Consider the following 16,975-nt stretch of genomic DNA (forward strand, 5'->3'; position numbering starts at 1 on the left):
CGCGCGGACGGGTCCGTACCGCGGACGATCGGGTGCCGCGAGCGCGGGCCTCAGACGCGAGGCTTCTCCCGCATCTCGAAGCACTCGATGACATCGCCGAGCTTGATGTCGTTGTAGCCGACCCCGATGCCGCACTCGAAGCCCTCGCGGACCTCGGTCGCGTCGTCCTTGAAGCGGCGCAGCGACGACACCGTGAGGTTGTCGGCGACCACGACGCCGTCGCGGACGAGCCGGGCCTTGGCGTTGCGCTGGATGATCCCCGACTGGACCATCGAACCGGCGACGTTGCCGATCCGCGGCACCTTGAAGATCTCCCGGACCTCGGCGGTGCCCAGCTGGACCTCTTCGAACTCCGGCTTCAGCATGCCCTTGAGGGCCGCCTCGATCTCGTCGATCGCCTGGTAGATGACCGAGTAGTAGCGGATGTCGACGCCCTCGCGGTCGGCCAGTTCCTGCGCGTTGCGCTCCGGCCGGACGTTGAAGCCGATGATGACCGCGCCCTCCTCGGACGCCAGCGACAGGTTGACGTCGTCCTGCGTGATCGCGCCGACACCGCGGCGGATGATCCGCAGGCTGACCTCGTCGCCCACGTCGATCTTGAGCAGCGAGTCCTCCAGCGCCTCGACGGAACCGGAGACGTCGCCCTTGAGGATGAGCAGCAGTTCCTGCCGCTTGCCCTCCTGGAAGTCCTTGAACAGTTCCTCGAGGGAGCTGCTCTTGCGGCTGCGCAGGAGTTCGGCGTTGCGCTTGCGCGCCACCCGCTTGTCGGCGATCTGCCGGGCGACCCGGTCGTCCTCGACGACCAGGAAGTTGTCGCCGGCGCCGGGCACGGCCGCGAGGCCGAGCACCATCACCGGACGGGACGGGCCCGCCTCCTCGACGTTGTTGCCGTTCTCGTCGAGCATCGCCCGGACGCGGCCGCTGGCCACGCCGCAGACGATCGAGTCGCCGACCCGCAGCGTGCCGCGCTGCACCAGCACGGTCGCCACGGCGCCCCGGCCCTTGTCCAGGTGGGCCTCGATGGCCGAGCCCTGGGCGGGCATGTCGGGGTTGGCCTGCAACTCCAGTTCGGCGTCGGCGGTCAGGACGATCGCCTCGAGCAGCCCGTCGATGTTGGTGCCCTGCTTGGCGGACACGTCGACGAACTGGGTCTGACCGCCGAACTCCTCGGCGACCAGGCCGTACTCGGTGAGCTGCGCCCGCACCCGGTTCGGGTCGGCGCCCTCGACGTCGATCTTGTTGACCGCGACGACGATCGGCACCCCGGCCGCCGTGGCGTGGTCGATCGCCTCCGTGGTCTGCGGCTTCACGCCGTCGTCCGCGGCGACCACCAGCACCACCAGGTCGGTGGTGTCGGCACCGCGGGCACGCATGGCGGTGAACGCCTCGTGGCCCGGGGTGTCGATGAAGGTGATCTTGCGCTCCTCGCCGTCGACCTCGGTCTCGACCTGGTAGGCGCCGATGTGCTGGGTGATGCCGCCGGCCTCGCCCGCTTGCACGTTGGCGTGCCGGATGGCGTCCAGCAGCTTGGTCTTACCGTGGTCGACGTGGCCCATGACGGTGACCACCGGCGGACGGGACTCGAGGTGCTCTTCGCCGCCCTCGTCCTCGCCGTACTCGATGTCGAACGACTCGAGCAGCGCGCGGTCCTCTTCCTCGGGGCTGACGACATGGACCTCGAAGTCCAACTCCAGGCCCAGGGCCTGCAGGTCGTCGGGGTCGACCGACTGCGTCGCGGTGAGCATCTTGCCGAGGTGCATCATGATCGCGACGAGCGACGCCGGGTTGGCGCCGATCTTCTCGGCGAAGTCGGTCAGCGACGCGCCCTGCGGAAGGCTGATGGCCTTTCCGTTGCCGCGCGGAGCCGAGACGCCGCCGACGGCGGGCGCCTGCATGTTCTCGAACTCTTGACGACGCGCCCGCTTCGACTTGCGGCCGCGCGTGGGACGCCCGCCCGGACGTCCGAACGCGCCCTGCGTGCCGCCGCGACCGCGGCCGCCGCCACCCGGACGGGGGCCGAAGCCGCCGCCACCGCCTGGACGGCCACCGCCGCCCGCGCGGGGCGCGCCGAAGCCGCCGCCACCGCCGCCGGGACGGCCGCCGCCACCGGGACCGCGGCCGCCGCCACCCGGACGGCCACCGCCGCCGCCACCGGGACCGCGGCCGCCGCCACCGGGACCGCCGCGCCCGGGGGCGCCGGCCGGCCGCGAGGACGGCATGTTCATCGGGCTCGGCCGCGGACCGCCCGGACGGGGCGGCATGCCGCCGGCCGGACTCGGCCGCGGGCCGCCGGCGCCCGGGGCGCCGGGACGCGGACCGCCCGGACGCGGACCGCCGGGACGGTCGCCGCCGCGCGGGCGTTCGTCGCGCTCGGGACGGTCACCGCCCGGCCGCGGGCCGGGACGCGGACCCGGCTTGGGCGCCTGGCCCATGCCGGTGTTGGTCGAACTGAACGGGTTGTTGCCGGGACGCGGACGGCCGCCGCCGCCTCCCTGGCCGCCCTGGCGCGGGCCCGGACGCGGGCCCGGCTTGGGCGAACGGGGACCCGGACGCGGGCCCGCCGGAGCGCCGGCGCCGCCGGACGGCGGGGCGCTCGGGGCCTTGGCGGCCGGGACCTGCGGAGCCGGCTGGCTCGGCTGGCCCGGCGCCGGCTGGCTGGGCGCGGGCGGGACCGGCGGACGCGGACCCGGCTTCGGGGCTCCGGCGGCACCACCGGGGCCGGGGCGCGGCCCGGCCGGGCGCGGCGCGGCGGGCCGAGGCGCCGCCTGCGGGCGGGCACCCTGAGATTCCGATCCGCCGCCGGGCGGACCGGGACGCGGCGCGGACGGGCGGGGCCCCTGGGGCCGCTTCTGGCCGCCTACGCGCTTGTCCCCCTGCTTGGAGGAGGAACCGTTTGAAAAGGCTTCAGTGAGCCTGCGAACGACCGGCGCCTCGATCGTGGAGGACGCCGACCGTACGAACTCGCCCATCTCCTGGAGCTTGGCCATGACGACCTTGCTCTCGACACCGAACTCCTTGGCGAGTTCGTAAACCCGGACCTTGGCCACTGCACTCCCTACTCGGTCCGGGGGTGCGGCCACCGGACCGTCGTTAACCTGCCGTACTCATCGCGGCGTGCTCATCGAGCGCTCATAGCAATCTCGACCTGCTTCCGACTAGACGTCGCTTACCATTCGGCCATCCTGCTGCTGCGCGGCGTTCGCCGCAAGCCGGTCCCGCAGCGCCGTACCGTCGAGCGGTCCGGGCAGGCGGAAAGCCCGCGGGAACGCCCGACGTCGCTCTGCGAGTTCGAGGCACCGCGGGTCGGGATGCAGATGCGCTCCCCGTCCCGGGAGCCGCCCGCGGGGATCGGGGACGATCTCGCCCTCGACCACCACCAGGCGCAACAGGTCGGACTTGGCCGTGCGAACCCGGCAGCCCACACACGTGCGTTGTGGAACCACCCGGCCACGTTCCATGAGTCTACCGCGCCGAGGCGTCTGCGGGACCTGTCGCATGCTCTCCTGATTCGGAAGATCCGGATTCACCGGCCTCGGGCGCCTTCGAGGGGGTCCGCCCGGACGGCCCGCCGCCCGCCGGCTCGGTGTCGGACCGGATGTCGATCCGCCAGCCGGTCAGCCGGGCCGCGAGCCGGGCGTTCTGCCCCTCCTTGCCGATCGCCAGCGAGAGCTGGTAGTCGGGGACGATCACCCGTGCCACACGGCCGTCGAGGTCGACCACCTCGACGGCTGAAACACGGGCCGGGGACAGCGCATTCCCGACGAACTCGGCGGGGTCGTCCGACCAGTCCACGATGTCGATCTTCTCGCCGTGCAGCTCGGCCATCACGTTGCGGACCCGGCTGCCGAGCGGGCCGATGCAGGCGCCCTTGGCGTTCACGCCGGGCTTGCGCGACCGCACCGCGATCTTGGTGCGGTGGCCGGCCTCGCGGGCGATCGCGGCGATCTCCACGGTGCCGTCGGCGATCTCCGGGACCTCCAGCGCGAACAGCTTGCGGACGAGGTTCGGGTGCGTGCGCGACAGCTGCACCGACGGGCCGCGGTGGCCCTTGCGGACCTGCACCACGTAGGCGCGCAGCCGCTCGCCGTGGTCGTAGCGCTCGCCGGGCACCTGCTCCTGCGGCGGGAGCACGGCCTCCAGCCGGCCGAGGTCGACCAGCACGTTCCGCGGGTCCTTGCCCTGCTGGATGATGCCGCTGACGATGTCGCCCTCGCGCCCGGCGTACTCGCCGAACGTCAGCTCGTCCTCGGCGTCGCGCAGCCGCTGCAGGATGACCTGCTTGGCGGTGGTCGCCGCGATCCGGCCGAAGCCGGTCGGGGTGTCGTCGTACTCGCGGAGGGCGTTGCCCTCCTCGTCGGTCTCCGTCGCCCACACGGTCACGTGCCCGCTCCGCCGGTCCAGCTCGACGCGCGCGCGGGGCGCGGCGCCCTCCGTCCGGTGGTAGGCGATCAGCAGGGCGTCTTCGATGGCCTTGACGGCCACGTCGAGCGAGATGTCCTTCTCGCTCTCCAGGCCCCGCAGGGCGGTCATGTCGATGTCCACGAGGTTCCCCCCTCTAGTCCGGCTCAGCCGGAGAACGCGTTTCCTCGGCCTCGCCGGGCGGAACGGGCGAGCCGTCCCCCTCGGGGGACGTGTCATCCCGGGAGGACGGCCCCCCGGACTCCCCGGAGAGGGGTTTGAACTCCACCTGGACGCGGCCGCGCCCCAGCTCGCCGAGGCCGAACCGGCGGCGCCGAGTCCCGGTGCTCCCCGGTCCGGCGGACTTGCCGCCGCCCTTGCCGGACCCCTTGGCCCGGACCGGGGCGACGTCGATCTCGACGGCCTCGTCGTCGGCCGCGACCACGCGGCCCTCGATCTGGCCGCCCTCGGCCAGCGGTACGACGACCAGCCTGCCGACGGCGCGGCGCCAGTGCCGCGGCTCGGTGAGGGGACGGTCGACGCCGGGCGAGGTCACCTCCAGCACGTACGGCGAGGCGCCCATCACGTCGGAGCCGTCCAGCAGCCCGGAGGCGGTCTCGCTCAGCCGGGCGATGTCGTCCAGGCCCACCCCGCCGTCGCCGTCCACGACGATCTTGACGAGGCGGCGGCGCCCGGCGGGCCGCACGTCGACCTCCTCGAGGTCGAAGCCGGCCGCGGCGACCGCGGGGGCGAGCAGATCGGTCAGCTCCGCGATGGCGGCGTCGCGGGCCGGCCGGGCCGGGGCGTCGCCGCGCGCGCCCCGGGCGCGGCCCCCCTGAGCGCGGCCACCGCGGGACTCGACGCTCATGGGACCCTCCTCCTGTTGTGCCTTCCCGCTCGCCGGTGAGGGCGGCGGGACCTGTCGCTGAAGTCACCGCTTGTCCGCTGACTCCTCAAGACTATCGAGAGCCGGACACCTCAGCGGCCTTTCGAACAGCTCACCGGCGCGCCGGATATGGAATGCTTGAGCTGGCCCGATGGACGCGTCCGGCGACCGGGACGGAGCCGCGGCGCGGCGCGGGCCGCCACCACCACACCACCGGGTGAGGAGACTCCCTTGCCAGAGGCCGTGCCGCGCCTGCCGGGAACCGTGTCGCGCCGGGGGCTGCTGCTGGGCGGCGGCGCCGTGCTCGCGGCGCCCTGGCTGGCGGGCTGCGCGGCGGAGGCGGCCGGGCCCCGTCCGGACGTGTCGACGCTCGTCGGCGCGATCACCTCCGAGCAGGACCTCATCGCCACCTACGAGGCGGCGAAGGCCGCGGACTCGTCGCTGGCCCGCCGCCTCGATCCCGTCCTGGCGCACCACCGGCTGCATCTGACCGTGTTGAAGCGGCACTACGTGCCCGGCTCGGGGCGAAGGGCCCACGAGGGCGGCACGATCCCGCCGCCGCACGCGGCCGAACTGCCCCAGGGGCCCGCGGAGATCCTCACGGCGCTGCGCCTCGCGGAGGACCGCGCCGCCGCCGCCCGCCGCGCCGACACCGCCAAGGCCCCGCCCGGCCTGGCGCAGCTTCTGGCGAGCATCGGCGCGTGCGAGGCGGGGCACGCCGAGACGGTCCGCGCGCATCCGCCCGCCGACCCGGCCGAGTCGGCGACCCAGGCGATCCAGACGGCCCTCGCCGCCGAGCACGCCGCCGTGTACGGCTACGGCGTCCTGGGCGGCAGGCTGCGGGGCGCGCTCCAGCAGGCCGCGAAGACGTACTGGGACGCCCATCGCGCGCAGCGCGACAAGCTGGTGTCGATCCTGTCGGTGCGGCCGGTGGCCGCGGCGGCCGGATACCGGCTGCCGGTCAAGGTCACCAACGCGCGCAGCGCCGCCCGGCTCGCCGCCGCGCTGGAGGACGACCTCGTCCCCGCCTACGTGGGGCTCGCCGGCGCGCCGGCGGCCGACCTGCGCGTCTTCGCCGCCGACAGTGCCGAGCGGGCGATGGCGCGGTCGGCGAAATGGCGGGCGAGCGCGGGCGACGGAGCCCCCTCCGCGCCCTTCCCGGGCCTGCCGTCGACGGCCCTGTCACCCCGTCCCGAACCGGGTGAGTGATCTTCAGCACGCCGGGAACGAATGCGCTCCATGTACTCGTTGTCGTTTCTGCACTGGCCTACTCGGGGGAGGAGCCCAGACCTGCCATGACCAGCACCCCGCACCGGTACGAGACCGACGGGCCCGCCACCCGCGCGCCCAGTGCGCTGGACGAGCTGCGCGCCGCCTACCGGGAGCAGCTGAACCAGCTCGCGGCCGAGCGCGACGAGGCCCGCCGCCAGGCCCGCCGCGCGAAGGCGCAGGCCGCCGTCGCCCGCGCCGATCTGGCGAGCCTGCAGAGCCGCGTCCAGGAGCTGCTGGCCGCCGCCGCGCGGCACCTGCCGGACCTCCCGGCCGTGGCGCCGGCGGAGCGTCCGGCCGAGATCGAGGCCGCGTCCGCCGCGTCCCGCGCGCTCCCGGTCCCCGAGCCCGCCAGGGCCGAGGGCACCGGGAGCGAGCGCCCCGAGAACGGACCGGCGGCGATCGAGCCGGCCGCCGCGGAGTCCGCGGCCGCCGTCCGCCCCGGGGACGCGCGTCCCGTGCCCGTGGGAGCGGCCGCCGTGTCCGGCACGCGCCGCCCAGCGGGCGATCCGGACGATACGCACGAAACCCGACACGCGGCCCCGGCGCGGGCGGTCGCCGCGGCGGAGACGGCGGGAGCCGAACACCCGGCCGAGCGGGCCGGCGGCGAGCCGGCCCGGCACCAGAACAGGCGCAAGTCACGCAAGGCCGGACGCAGGAGCGTCCGGACGGGTTGACCGGGGAGGAGCGGCCCGCACACGGGCCGCGCGGAGGCCGCCGGGCGGGATCTCCCGGCGGCCTCTCCACGTCCCCGGACTGCTAATGTCCTGCGGTGACCTCGTACGGCCTCCTCGTCTCCCCCTCGCACAACCGGGTCTACGCGCAGGCCGCCTCCGGCCTGGTGAAGGCCGAGCTGGCGGTGTTCGGCGAGCGGGCCCTCGGCGGACGCGTCCGCGACATCGAGGAGACGTCCATCGGCGGCGTCCCCTACGTGACGTTCTCGGCGGACGGCCTGACGGACACCGACGTCCGGCTCCTGTCGAACCTGTCGTCGCTGTACGCGCTGTTCGAGATCGAGGGCGAGCTGCTCAGGCCGGTCGCGCTGAAGCCCCTGGACCTGTTCCCCAGCGACCTGCTGACCATCCAGAAGTACTCGGGGAAGACCAATGAGTACTTCACGAAGCTGCTGCTGAACGTCACCGCGATGGCGACCGACTCCCCCATGGACCTGGTGACCGGCAGGCCACGGCTGCTCGACCCGATGTGCGGGCGGGGCACCACGCTGAACCAGGCGATGATGTACGGGCTGGACGCGGCCGGCATGGACGTCGACGGCAAGGACTTCGACGCCTACGCGGCGTTCCTCAAGACGTGGCTGAAGAACAACCGCGTGAAGCACCAGGCGGAGATCGCGCCCGTCCGGCGGGAGAAGGCGGTGCTGGGACGGCGGCTGCACGTCACCCTCGGCGCGTCCAAGGAGCTGTACAAGAGCGGCGAGACGATGGAGATCACCGTCGTGAACGCCGACGCGGCCGGGGCCGGGAGGTTCTTCCGGCCCGGGTCGTTCGACCTGATCGTGACGGACGCGCCGTACGGGGTGCAGCACGGCAGCCGGTCGGGCGGCCGGTCGAAGGGCGCGCGGCCGGGCCAGAAGGACGGGCCGCGGCTGTCGCGCAGCCCGGTGGAGCTGCTGGAGGCGGCGGTGCCGGAGTGGACGCCGCTGCTGCGGCGCGGCGGCGCGATCGGGATCTCCTGGAACACGTTCGTGGGGCGCCGCGAGGAGCTGGCGGAGATCCTGACCTCCAGCGGGCTGGAGGTGCAGGACTCCGAGCCCTACCTGGGCTTCCGGCACCGCGTCGACCAGGCGATCTCCCGCGACCTGATCGTCGCCCGCCGATCCTGACCCTCTTCTAGGGGGCGTGCCAGGTCTCCACGTGCGGGAGCAGCTCGTCGATGGCGTGGATCAGCGCGTCCGGGGGCGCGAGGCCGGGACGGGTGAAGGCGTGCGTCGTCTGGTGCCAGATCTGGACGGCCCGCAGCCCGGCGGACTTCGCGCCGTGGATGTCGTCGTAGGGGCGGTCGCCGACGAAGACGCAGGCGGCCGGGTCGGTGGCGCCGACCGCGTCCATGGCGGCCTGGAACGCCTCGGCGTGCGGCTTGGTCCACGGGATCTCGCTGGAGTAGACGGCGCCGTCGAGCAGGCCGAGGACCTCGTCGCGGGCGAAGATCCGCTCGTGCAGCTCGCGGCTCCACATGGTGTTGGACAGGACGCCGACCTTGATGCCGCGCTCGCGCAGCTCGCGGAGCAGGCCGGGGACGGACGGGTCGGTCCAGGTGTGCGGGGTCCACGTCTCGTAGTGGGTGTCGAGCAGGGCCTCGGTCGGTTCGACGCCGGCGAGCGCGAACAGCTCCGCGAGGGTGGCGCTGCGGTGCTCCTCGGCGCCGCGCCGCCACAGCTCGAGCTCCGCCTCGGCGAGGGCGGCGGCGACGGTCTCGACGCTGTCGGCGGGCAGGTGCGGGGAGCAGATCGTCCGCCACATCTCGGGCAGCTCGACGTCGTGCCAGGGGGTCAGCGTGCCGCCCCAGTCGAAGATCACTGCTTGTAGGGCCATGCCGGAATCGTAACCATTCAGGCACTCCGCACGATGATCCGTTGACGCGGTGGACCAGTCCCGGAGGGCGCGGCCGGGGCGGTCCTTGTCCCGGCTTAGGAGCCCCTCCATGCGCAGACCGCTCGTCGCCTCCGCCCTGTCGGCCGTCCTGCTCGGCGCCGCCGCCGTGCCCGCGGCCGCCGGCGCCATCCCCGACGGTCCGGGGAAGGGCCTGGTCCCGCGGTACATCGGCGGTCCGGCGACGCCGAAGGCGCTGGCCGGGAAGCCCGTGCCCGCCAACCCGTACCAGGGTCCGGTCGGCACGTCGTCGATGCACGCGGACGCCTACGCCTCCGACACCTACCCGTTCATGGGGCCGCTCGGCCGGAACCCGGAGGTGCTCGACGATGCCAAGGGCGGCGGGCTTCCGGGCCTGTGCTCGACGGTCACCTTCGCGAAGCGGACGGGCCTGATCGTCGCGCAGTGCACGCAGGGGCAGAACTTCATGCTGCGGCTGATCGACCCGGCGACGCTGAAGGACCTCGCCACCTACCAGCTCCCGCCCAGGTCGTCGACGGTGCAGGCGGTGTTCTCCGGCAGCCTCGACAAGATCTTCACCGACACGTCCGGCGGCGCCTACTACTACCTGGACCCGCAGGACCGGGCGGTGCTCGCCGACTCGCGGTTCCATCTGCGCCGCTTCGCCCATGCCAAGGGCCCGGACGGCGAGTGGCGGTTCACGGTCACCGACGACTGGGACCTGTCCCGCTACCTCCCGCACGACTGCGCCACCTGGACGAACCCGTGGCCGAAGGGCGAGTGCGACCCGATCACCGCGGTCGGCCCGGACTGGACGGGCCTGATCTGGTGGATCACGCGGGCCGGCCGCATCGGCACCGTGAACCCGGAGTCGGGCGCGGTGAAGACGACGCGGCTGCCGGGCGAGCAGATCCAGAACTCGTTCGCTGCCGCGGCGGACGGCGTCTCGATCGTGTCGGACCACGCGCTCTACCAGATGAAGGCGGGCCCGGACGGGACGCCGAAGGTGCTGTGGCGCGAGACCTACGACCGCGGCACCGGCCGCAAGCCGGGGCAGATCGACCAGGGTTCGGGGACGACCCCGACGTTCCTCGGCGACCGGTACGTGGCGATCACCGACAACGCCGACGACCGGATGCACGTGATCGTGCGGCGCCGCGACGACGGCGGGCTGGTCTGCCGGGTCCCCGTCTTCGGCAGCGGGGCGAGCGCGACGGACAACTCCCTCATCGGCTACGGGAGCAGCCTGTTCGTCGAGAACAACTACGGGTACAGGAACTTCTTCGAGCTGCCGCCCGGCGGGTCGTCCACGGGCGGGGTGAGCCGGGTGGACGTGAACGCCGGCGGGAAGGGCTGCCGCACGGTCTGGACGAGCCCGGAGCGGTCGCCGTCCACGGTGGCGAAGATCTCCGTCCCGGCGGGGCTGCTGTACCTGTACACCAAGGACCCGCGCAAGGACCTGATCGACGCCTGGTACCTCACGGCGGTGGACGCCCGCACGGGCAGGACCGTCTACAAGGTGCTGACCGGCACGGGCAAGTGGTTCGACAACAACTGGGCGCCCGTCACCATCGGCCCGAACGGGACCGCGTACGTCGGCGTGATCGGCGGGCTCGTCGCCGTCCGTGACCGCGGCTAGGCCCGCCGCGACCGTGAGTAGGCGCGGCGGGAGCGGGGATACAGGACTGATCGGACGAACCCGACCGGACCGTGGAGGAGCCATGAGGGCGCGCAAGCCCGGGGAGAGCCGCGACTTCCGCGAGGACGTCGACGACATGGGCGACAACGATCAGGACATCGAGATCGGCCTGACCGAGGAGTACGTGAACGACCCGCCCGACGACCTGAGGATCGAGGACCCCCAGCCGGACCCGGACGGGCTGAGCATCGACGAGTACGAGCGGGAGGCGGAGCGGGACGGCGAAGAGCGGCCGGAGCCCGACACGGCCGCCGAGTCCGACGCCGTCAACCCCACCCGCCGCCCGTAGCCCGCCGCTCGCGGCAGGCTCGGCGCGGCGCTCCGGCTCGGCACAGCTGGGGCCCCGAGACGCCGCGGCGCCCGTACGGACAAGTGCCGTACGGGCGCCGCGGGGCGTTCTCCGGCTGGACGCTAGGGCATGCCCGGCCGCTGCAACTGCTTGCGGTAGGTCCAGAAGAACATCCGCTGGTTGGGACGTTCCGTGACACCGTAGATCCGGTCGCCGCCGGAGTACGGGTCGAAGGCGAGGGACTCCCCGCCGATCGGCCCGACGATCTTGAACGGCGCCTTGCCGTCCCCGTTCCGATCGCTGTAGAACGCGCCGGGGGCGGTGAGGGTCGTGCTGTAGTAGATTGTGTCGCCGCCACCGCCGTGGTAGCCGGCGACGCCCTGGACGTTCGTGAGGTTGGTCCCGTACACGACCGTGGACTGGACCTGGCCTGACGAGTCCGCCTTCAGCGAGCCGTCGCCGTTGAGGGGCCACCGGACGACGCGCATCGGCCTGGCCGACGTCACGCCGCCCTTGGTCTTGTACTCGGCCGTCAGCAGGCTCTTGGGCGAGGTGGTCGGGTCGTAGGTGACCGTGCTGAAGCACAGGTCCTTGTTCTTGGCGGACGGCGCCTTGTCCCAGGCGGGGCAGGCCCCGGCGTTGGACGGCCGGTACATGCCGGTCTGGAACAGCACGTACTTCTCGCCGTGCGCGTAGAACTTGCCGTCCGTGGAGTCGACGCCCAGCCCGGTCTTGCCGGTGGCCACCTGGTAGGTGCGGCGGATGTCGTAGACCCGCAGGCCCGAGGTGTCGGCGGTGTAGACGTAGTCGCCGGCGAGGGCGACGCCGCCCTGGTGCTGGGGCGCGTCGGCGACGCCCTGGGCCGACGCGGCGCCGGGCGCGGGGGCGGCGGGACGGACGTCCTTGACGGCGAGCTTGCCGGCGGCGGTCGCGGTCGGGATGGCGAGCGTGACGGGCTGGTAGGCGCCCGCCTTCCCGACCAGCGGACGCTTGCCGACGGTGAGGCGCGAGCCGTCGGTCACCCAGTCGGAGCCGGACAGGTGCCGGTGGTACCAGCTGAGCACGAACCCGTCGAGCTGGGCGGTGCGGCTGGTCGCCACGCCCTGCGGGATCCAGTACTTGCTGCTCTTGTCGCCGTTGGCGAAGCACCAGGCGCCGACCGTCAGCTTGGCGTTCATCGCCTTGACCGCGTCGTTGGCTCCGCAGCCGCTCTTCCAGATCAGGCCGTTCCTGGCGCCGCTCGCCGCGGCGACGAGGTTCGCCTGCCGCTTCATGCCGCGGGCCGGGATCGCCGCCATGTCGTCGAGCTGCTTGAGCGCGGCGGCGGAGACGGGCGTGGACTTCAGCGTGAACGCGACGCCGGGGAGCGGGGCGGTGTCGCCGACGCCGGTGGACGCGGCGGCCGGGGAGGCGGTGACGTGCTCGGCGGAGCCGGACGGCAGGGCGACGGCGCCGGCCACGGCGAGGGCGGCCGCGCCGGCGGCGGCTGCGAGGGCGGCCGTCCTTCGGGAGGCGGGCATGGAGTCCTTTCCGTCGGGGCGGGAACAACCAGGACAGAGGGGAGATCCTAGACAGAAGGGCGATCAGCTGTCAGAGCAACGCGAGAGGTTGCCGACGAACCCGCCGGGCGCGCCCGGCGCGGTCCCCGTGGTAAAGATCACTTTGTGGTTCCGTGACCCGCTCCGGGGGAATGTCATACCGGAGCCGTAGGTTGCGCTAGACGGGCGAGCTTGCGAGGTGACCGGGACATGTACGAGACAGTCGCGGCACCGGCACACCCCCCGGCCGACGTCGCCTCACCCCGTCCACATCCGGACGGAGCACGATGGGACGAACCGGACACGGACCGACCGTCCCCCGACGAACCGTTCGCCGACGAGCCGTTCCCCGAACGACCGGCCGGCGCGCACACCTCGGACGGCGCTCCGCAGCGCCCCTGGTGGCGGCGCAAGGCGGGTCTGCTGCTCCAGTGGGGAGTGCTGCTCCTCGCCGTCGCGGCGCTGCCGCTCTACCGCGACTCGCTTCCCGATCTCGGCGCCATGTGGCGTTCGCTCCGGCACGCCGATCCCGGCTGGCTGACGATGGTGGTGCTCGCGGTGGCGGGCTCGATGGGCGCGTTCGCCCGGCTCCAGCGGCGGCTGCTGCGCGTCGGCGGGCTGCGGATGCCGCTGCGCCGCGCGTTCGCGATCACCTACGCGGGCAACGCGCTGTCCACCACGCTGCCGGCGGGGCCCGCGGTGAGCGTCGTCTACACGTTCCGGCAGTTCCGCCGGGGCGGGGCGTCGGCGAAGCTCGCCACGGCCGTGATCATCGCCGGGGGCGTCATCACCACGGCGACCTACTCGGTGATCGGCCTGCTGGCGCTGCTGGCCGACCCGGCCACGCGCGGCCCGGCGCTGACCGGGCTCGCCGTCCCGGGCGTCCTGCTCCTGCTGCTGGTGCCGCTGCTGCGGTGGCCGCGCCCGCGCGCGGTGCTGACGGCGCCGCTGCGCCGCGCCCACCGCGCGGCGCTGGCGCATCCGAAACTCGGCCCGTGGGCCGAACGGCTCGCCGGCGTCCGCGACGTGCTGCGCCCGAACCGGCGCGACTGGGCCGCGCTGATCACGCTCGCGACGCTGAACTGGGTGCTGGACATCCTGGCGCTGCTGGCCGCGGCCCACGCCGTCGGCATCGACGTCGATCCGAACGCCGCCGCGCTCGCCTACTTCGCCGCGCAGGCCGCGGGCAGCGTGCTGCCGCTGCTGCCGGGCGGCCTCGGCGCGGTCGAGGGCAGCATGGCCGCCTCGCTCGTCGCGTTCGGTGCGGCACTGTCCCCCGCCGCCGCGGCGGTGGGCCTGTACCGGCTCGTCTCGTACTGGGGCGTCGTCGGCGCCGGCTGGATCGCCTGGCTCGCGCTGCACGAGGGGCCGCGGCTGCCGGCTCCGGTGAAGGCCCGGCTCGCCGGGGCGGGACGGCTCCTCCTGGACGGCCTGACCTCGACCGCGACCCTCAACCCGTACAGCGCGGTGCCGCTCGTCGTCCCGGCCGAGGCGCGCCGGCCATAGCCGCCCGACCCGATCCGCAGAGCCCCGGACCGCGGGACGGTCCGGGGCTCCGTCCCGCGACCGAGACCCGACCGGGACCTTTGACGGAGATCGTCCCTTTTGGGAATCATCATTCCCGGAGAGCGGCTTTAGTGGTCATGCAGGCCGCACCCCCTCCTCCCGGCGACACGCCCGCGTGCGAGCCGGACCGGCGGGCCCCGATGCCTGAGCAAGCAGTTGGTCGACAGAAGGGATCGAGCCCCCATGGCGCACGGAGCCATCACGCCGGCGGCGGACCTCGACGGCGCACGGTTCCGGCAGGTGATGGGCCGGTTCGCGACCGGCGTGGTCGCCATCACGGCCGTCGAACCCGGCACCGGGCGGCCGACGGGGATCGCCGCCAACTCCTTCACCTCGGTCTCGCTCGATCCTCCCCTCGTGGCGTTCTGCGTCGCCCACACCAGCACCACCTGGCCCCGGCTGCGCGCCTCGGACCGGCTCTGCATCAACATCCTCGGTGAGCCGCAGCTCGACGTCTGCCGGCGGCTCGCGCTGAAGGGCGGCGACAAGTTCGACGGCATCGACTGGACGGAGAGCCCGAGCGGCGCCCCCGCCATCGACGGCGCCCTCGCCTGGATCGAGTGCTCCGTCGAGCAGGAGCACGTCGCGGGCGACCACGTCATCGTCGTCGCCCGCGTCCACGCCCTGGACGAGAACCACGACGGCCGCCCCCTGGTGTTCTACCGGGGCGCCTACGGAGGCATCGCCTGACCCGAGGCGCCCTGTGTTCAAGGCGCGCCCTGTGTTCAGGGCGCCCTGTGCGGACGGGTCCCTAGCGCGCCGAGGGGGAGGGGATCTCGGCGCTACGGAGGCGGGCGAGGACCTGGACGGGGTCGGACAGCACCTCGGCGAACGCGAACTCGGCGGCGCCGACCAGGGTGGTGTCGTCGCCGAGGGCGGCGGTGCGCAGCCGGACCTTCTCGCGGGGCGCGTCCAGCGCGCCGGTCGCGAGCACGCTGCGGATCTGCGCGGCGGCGCCGAGGTAGATGTCGCGCAGCGTCCCGCCGAAGATGATCAGGCCGGGGTTGAACACGTTGACGAGGTTGGCGACGCCGAGGCCGAGCCAGGTGCCGACGCGGTGCAGCGCCTCGCGGGCGACGATGTCGCCGCGGTCGGCGGCGTCCACCACGTCGCGGACGGCGTCGCGGCCCGCCTTGTTCGTCGGCTCCTCGCGGCCGGCGTGGGCGAGCAGCGTCCGCTCCCCCACCTCGGCCTCCAGGCAGCCCTTGGAACCGCAGGCGCACTGCCGGCCGCCCGGGTTGACGATCATGTGGCCGATCTCGCCGCCGAAGCCCTCGTCGCCGCCGAGCAGCCGGCCGTGCGCGATGATGCCGCCGCCGACGCCGACGTCGCCGTGCAGGTAGATGAGGTTGTCGCAGTTCACGCCGGCGCCGCGTTCGTGCTCGGCGAGCGCGCCGAGGTTGGCGTCGTTGCACACCGACACCGGGATGCCGAGGCCGAGCCGGCGCGACAGGGCGTCGCCGAGCCGCAGGTCGCCGACGTCGAGGTTGGGGCCGAACATGATGGTGTCGTCGGAGCGGCGCACGGTCCCCGGGAAGCCGAGCGCGGCGCCGACGCAGACCGCGTCGCGCTCGGCCTTGCGGACCAGCGAGCGGGCGCCGGCGACGAGCATGCCGAGCAGGTCGGACGGGTCGGAGTCGCGGGCGCGGGTGCCCTCCCGGCGGTCCAGGACGACGCCGCCGAGGCCGACACGCGCGACGACGAGCCGGTCGACGCCGACCTCGAACGCCAGCACGTAGACCCGGGTCGACTCGGGCCGCACGACGAGGGACGGCCGCCCGGCGCGCCGCCCCGGCCCGCGCGGCAGCTCCTCCCGGACGAGGCCGGCGGCGGTGAGGTCGGAGGTCAGCGCCATGATGGTGCTGCGGTTCAGCCCGAGGGACTCGGCGAGCGTCGCGCGGGACGCGGGGCCGCGCAGGTGCACGAAGCGCAGCAGCGTCCCGAGGTTGTGCCGCCGGATGTCCTCCTGTGACGGGCCCGCCTTCATCATCGCCGCAGCCCCAGGTCGCCGCTGACGCCGGAGGTGATCAGCTCGACGACCTGCCGGTGGGTGACGTCGGCGGTGCGCACCTGCGCGACCATGCGGCCGAGGTACAGCGCGGCGATCCGGTCGGAGACCGCGAACACGTCGTTCATGTTGTGCGAGATGAGCACGACGGCGAGGCCCTTGTCGGCGAGCCGCCGGACGATCTCCAGGACCTGCTGGGTCTGCGCGACGCCGAGCGCGGCGGCGGGCTCGTCCAGCACGACGAGCTTGCTGTCCCACAGCACGGCGCGGGCGATCGCGACGGTCTGCCGCTGCCCGCCCGACAGCGTGGAGATCTTCTGCCGCACCGAGCCCATCGTGCGGACGGACAGGCCGGACAGGGTCCTGCGGGCCAGCTCCTCCATCCCGGACTCGTCGAGCGCGATGCCGCGCCGCTGCTCGCGGCCGAGGAACAGGTTCTGGACGATGTCGAGGTTCTCGCAGAGCGCCAGGTCCTGGTGGACGACCTCGATGCCGAGGGCGGCGGCGTCGCGCGGGCTGCCGAGCCGCACCGGGCGGCCCTCGAAGCGGTACTCCCCCGCGTCCGGCGCGTGGATGCCGCCGATGCACTTGACGAGGGTGGTCTTGCCGGCGCCGTTGTCGCCGACCAGCGCGGTGACCTCGCCCGGGTACGCGGAGAAGGCGATGTCGTGCAGGACCTTGACGGAACCGAAGCTCTTGTCGATGCCGCGCAGGTCGAGGACGGGCGTCACTGCCATGCCGAGGGGCTCCCA

Annotated in this window: 15 protein-coding genes; 7 read left to right on the forward strand and 8 right to left on the reverse strand. The window is 73.7% G+C overall.

The window, feature by feature from the left end:
• Positions 1 to 50: 50 nt before the first annotated feature.
• From infB to rimP, 4 genes are all read right to left on the reverse strand, one after another.
• The gene (gene infB / locus J4557_RS04960; protein WP_208265151.1) at positions 51 to 3,047 is read right to left on the reverse strand and encodes a translation initiation factor IF-2; all 2,997 of its coding nucleotides are present in this window, start codon (positions 3,045 to 3,047) and stop codon (positions 51 to 53) included.
• A gap of 108 nt (positions 3,048 to 3,155) precedes the next feature.
• A complete protein-coding gene (locus J4557_RS04965) occupies positions 3,156 to 3,497 on the reverse strand; it encodes a YlxR family protein (protein WP_307799412.1) in 342 nt (113 codons plus the stop codon).
• Complete coding sequence (gene nusA, locus J4557_RS04970) at positions 3,463 to 4,530, reverse strand: transcription termination factor NusA (protein ID WP_208265471.1); 1,068 nt, start codon at positions 4,528 to 4,530, stop codon at positions 3,463 to 3,465. Before nusA ends, J4557_RS04965 begins: the two co-directional genes overlap by 35 nt.
• Before the next feature lie 25 nt (positions 4,531 to 4,555).
• Positions 4,556 to 5,266 (reverse strand): ribosome maturation factor RimP, encoded by a 711-nt coding sequence (gene rimP, locus J4557_RS04975; protein WP_208265153.1) that lies wholly within the window; start codon positions 5,264 to 5,266, stop codon positions 4,556 to 4,558.
• A gap of 249 nt (positions 5,267 to 5,515) precedes the next feature.
• Between rimP and J4557_RS49290 the strand changes: the two genes are divergently transcribed.
• From J4557_RS49290 to J4557_RS51535, 3 genes are all read left to right on the forward strand, one after another.
• Positions 5,516 to 6,493: a ferritin-like domain-containing protein gene (locus J4557_RS49290; RefSeq protein WP_243775310.1), complete on the forward strand. Its 978-nt coding sequence runs from the start codon at positions 5,516 to 5,518 to the stop codon at positions 6,491 to 6,493.
• Between the two features lie 86 nt (positions 6,494 to 6,579).
• Positions 6,580 to 7,230 (forward strand): hypothetical protein, encoded by a 651-nt coding sequence (locus J4557_RS04985; RefSeq protein WP_208265154.1) that lies wholly within the window; start codon positions 6,580 to 6,582, stop codon positions 7,228 to 7,230.
• A 95-nt stretch (positions 7,231 to 7,325) separates the two neighbouring features.
• Positions 7,326 to 8,396, forward strand: coding sequence for a TRM11 family SAM-dependent methyltransferase (locus J4557_RS51535; RefSeq protein ID WP_208265155.1), 1,071 nt, complete (start codon positions 7,326 to 7,328; stop codon positions 8,394 to 8,396).
• Between the two features lie 7 nt (positions 8,397 to 8,403).
• Here J4557_RS51535 and J4557_RS04995 read toward each other — a convergent pair whose 3' ends face one another.
• Positions 8,404 to 9,105: an HAD family hydrolase gene (locus J4557_RS04995; protein ID WP_208265156.1), complete on the reverse strand. Its 702-nt coding sequence runs from the start codon at positions 9,103 to 9,105 to the stop codon at positions 8,404 to 8,406.
• A gap of 109 nt (positions 9,106 to 9,214) precedes the next feature.
• Here J4557_RS04995 and J4557_RS05000 point away from each other — a divergent pair, with 109 nt between their 5' ends.
• Positions 9,215 to 10,762, forward strand: a complete 1,548-nt coding sequence (locus tag J4557_RS05000; RefSeq protein ID WP_208265157.1) for an NHL repeat-containing protein — start codon at positions 9,215 to 9,217, stop codon at positions 10,760 to 10,762.
• A gap of 82 nt (positions 10,763 to 10,844) precedes the next feature.
• Positions 10,845 to 11,111 carry a hypothetical protein gene (locus J4557_RS05005; RefSeq protein WP_208265158.1) on the forward strand — a complete coding sequence of 89 codons (267 nt, stop codon included), beginning with the start codon at positions 10,845 to 10,847 and terminating at the stop codon, positions 11,109 to 11,111.
• 122 nt (positions 11,112 to 11,233) lie between these two features.
• Here the strand turns inward: J4557_RS05005 and J4557_RS05010 are convergent, their stop codons facing one another.
• A complete protein-coding gene (locus tag J4557_RS05010) occupies positions 11,234 to 12,631 on the reverse strand; it encodes a hypothetical protein (protein ID WP_208265159.1) in 1,398 nt (465 codons plus the stop codon).
• A gap of 228 nt (positions 12,632 to 12,859) precedes the next feature.
• Between J4557_RS05010 and J4557_RS05015 the strand changes: the two genes are divergently transcribed.
• Together J4557_RS05015 and J4557_RS05020 are read left to right on the forward strand one after the other, a co-directional pair.
• On the forward strand, positions 12,860 to 14,155 hold the full coding sequence (locus J4557_RS05015) for a lysylphosphatidylglycerol synthase transmembrane domain-containing protein (RefSeq protein ID WP_208265160.1): 1,296 nt from the start codon (positions 12,860 to 12,862) through the stop codon (positions 14,153 to 14,155).
• Between the two features lie 243 nt (positions 14,156 to 14,398).
• Positions 14,399 to 14,905 carry a flavin reductase family protein gene (locus tag J4557_RS05020; RefSeq protein ID WP_208265161.1) on the forward strand — a complete coding sequence of 169 codons (507 nt, stop codon included), beginning with the start codon at positions 14,399 to 14,401 and terminating at the stop codon, positions 14,903 to 14,905.
• Between the two features lie 61 nt (positions 14,906 to 14,966).
• Here the strand turns inward: J4557_RS05020 and J4557_RS05025 are convergent, their stop codons facing one another.
• Together J4557_RS05025 and J4557_RS05030 are read right to left on the reverse strand one after the other, a co-directional pair.
• Complete coding sequence (locus tag J4557_RS05025) at positions 14,967 to 16,202, reverse strand: ROK family transcriptional regulator (RefSeq protein ID WP_208265473.1); 1,236 nt, start codon at positions 16,200 to 16,202, stop codon at positions 14,967 to 14,969.
• A complete protein-coding gene (locus tag J4557_RS05030; RefSeq protein WP_208265162.1) occupies positions 16,202 to 16,960 on the reverse strand; it encodes an ATP-binding cassette domain-containing protein in 759 nt (252 codons plus the stop codon). The genes J4557_RS05025 and J4557_RS05030 overlap by 1 nt, the downstream gene beginning before the upstream one ends.
• Positions 16,961 to 16,975: the final 15 nt, after the last annotated feature.

Source organism: Actinomadura nitritigenes (assembly GCF_017573545.1).
Lineage (GTDB): Bacteria > Actinomycetota > Actinomycetes > Streptosporangiales > Streptosporangiaceae > Spirillospora > Spirillospora nitritigenes.

Coding starts and splice junctions, on each gene's coding strand:
- J4557_RS04965 (WP_307799412.1), bottom strand. CDS start 3,497: ATGCGACAGGTCCCGCAGACGCCTCGGCGCGGTAGACTCATGGAACGT.
- nusA (WP_208265471.1), bottom strand. CDS start 4,530: ATGACCGCCCTGCGGGGCCTGGAGAGCGAGAAGGACATCTCGCTCGAC.
- rimP (WP_208265153.1), bottom strand. CDS start 5,266: ATGAGCGTCGAGTCCCGCGGTGGCCGCGCTCAGGGGGGCCGCGCCCGG.
- J4557_RS04985 (WP_208265154.1), top strand. CDS start 6,580: ATGACCAGCACCCCGCACCGGTACGAGACCGACGGGCCCGCCACCCGC.
- J4557_RS04995 (WP_208265156.1), bottom strand. CDS start 9,105: ATGGCCCTACAAGCAGTGATCTTCGACTGGGGCGGCACGCTGACCCCC.
- J4557_RS05000 (WP_208265157.1), top strand. CDS start 9,215: ATGCGCAGACCGCTCGTCGCCTCCGCCCTGTCGGCCGTCCTGCTCGGC.
- J4557_RS05005 (WP_208265158.1), top strand. CDS start 10,845: ATGAGGGCGCGCAAGCCCGGGGAGAGCCGCGACTTCCGCGAGGACGTC.
- J4557_RS05010 (WP_208265159.1), bottom strand. CDS start 12,631: ATGCCCGCCTCCCGAAGGACGGCCGCCCTCGCAGCCGCCGCCGGCGCG.
- J4557_RS05015 (WP_208265160.1), top strand. CDS start 12,860: ATGTACGAGACAGTCGCGGCACCGGCACACCCCCCGGCCGACGTCGCC.
- J4557_RS05020 (WP_208265161.1), top strand. CDS start 14,399: ATGGCGCACGGAGCCATCACGCCGGCGGCGGACCTCGACGGCGCACGG.
- J4557_RS05025 (WP_208265473.1), bottom strand. CDS start 16,202: ATGAAGGCGGGCCCGTCACAGGAGGACATCCGGCGGCACAACCTCGGG.
- J4557_RS05030 (WP_208265162.1), bottom strand. CDS start 16,960: ATGGCAGTGACGCCCGTCCTCGACCTGCGCGGCATCGACAAGAGCTTC.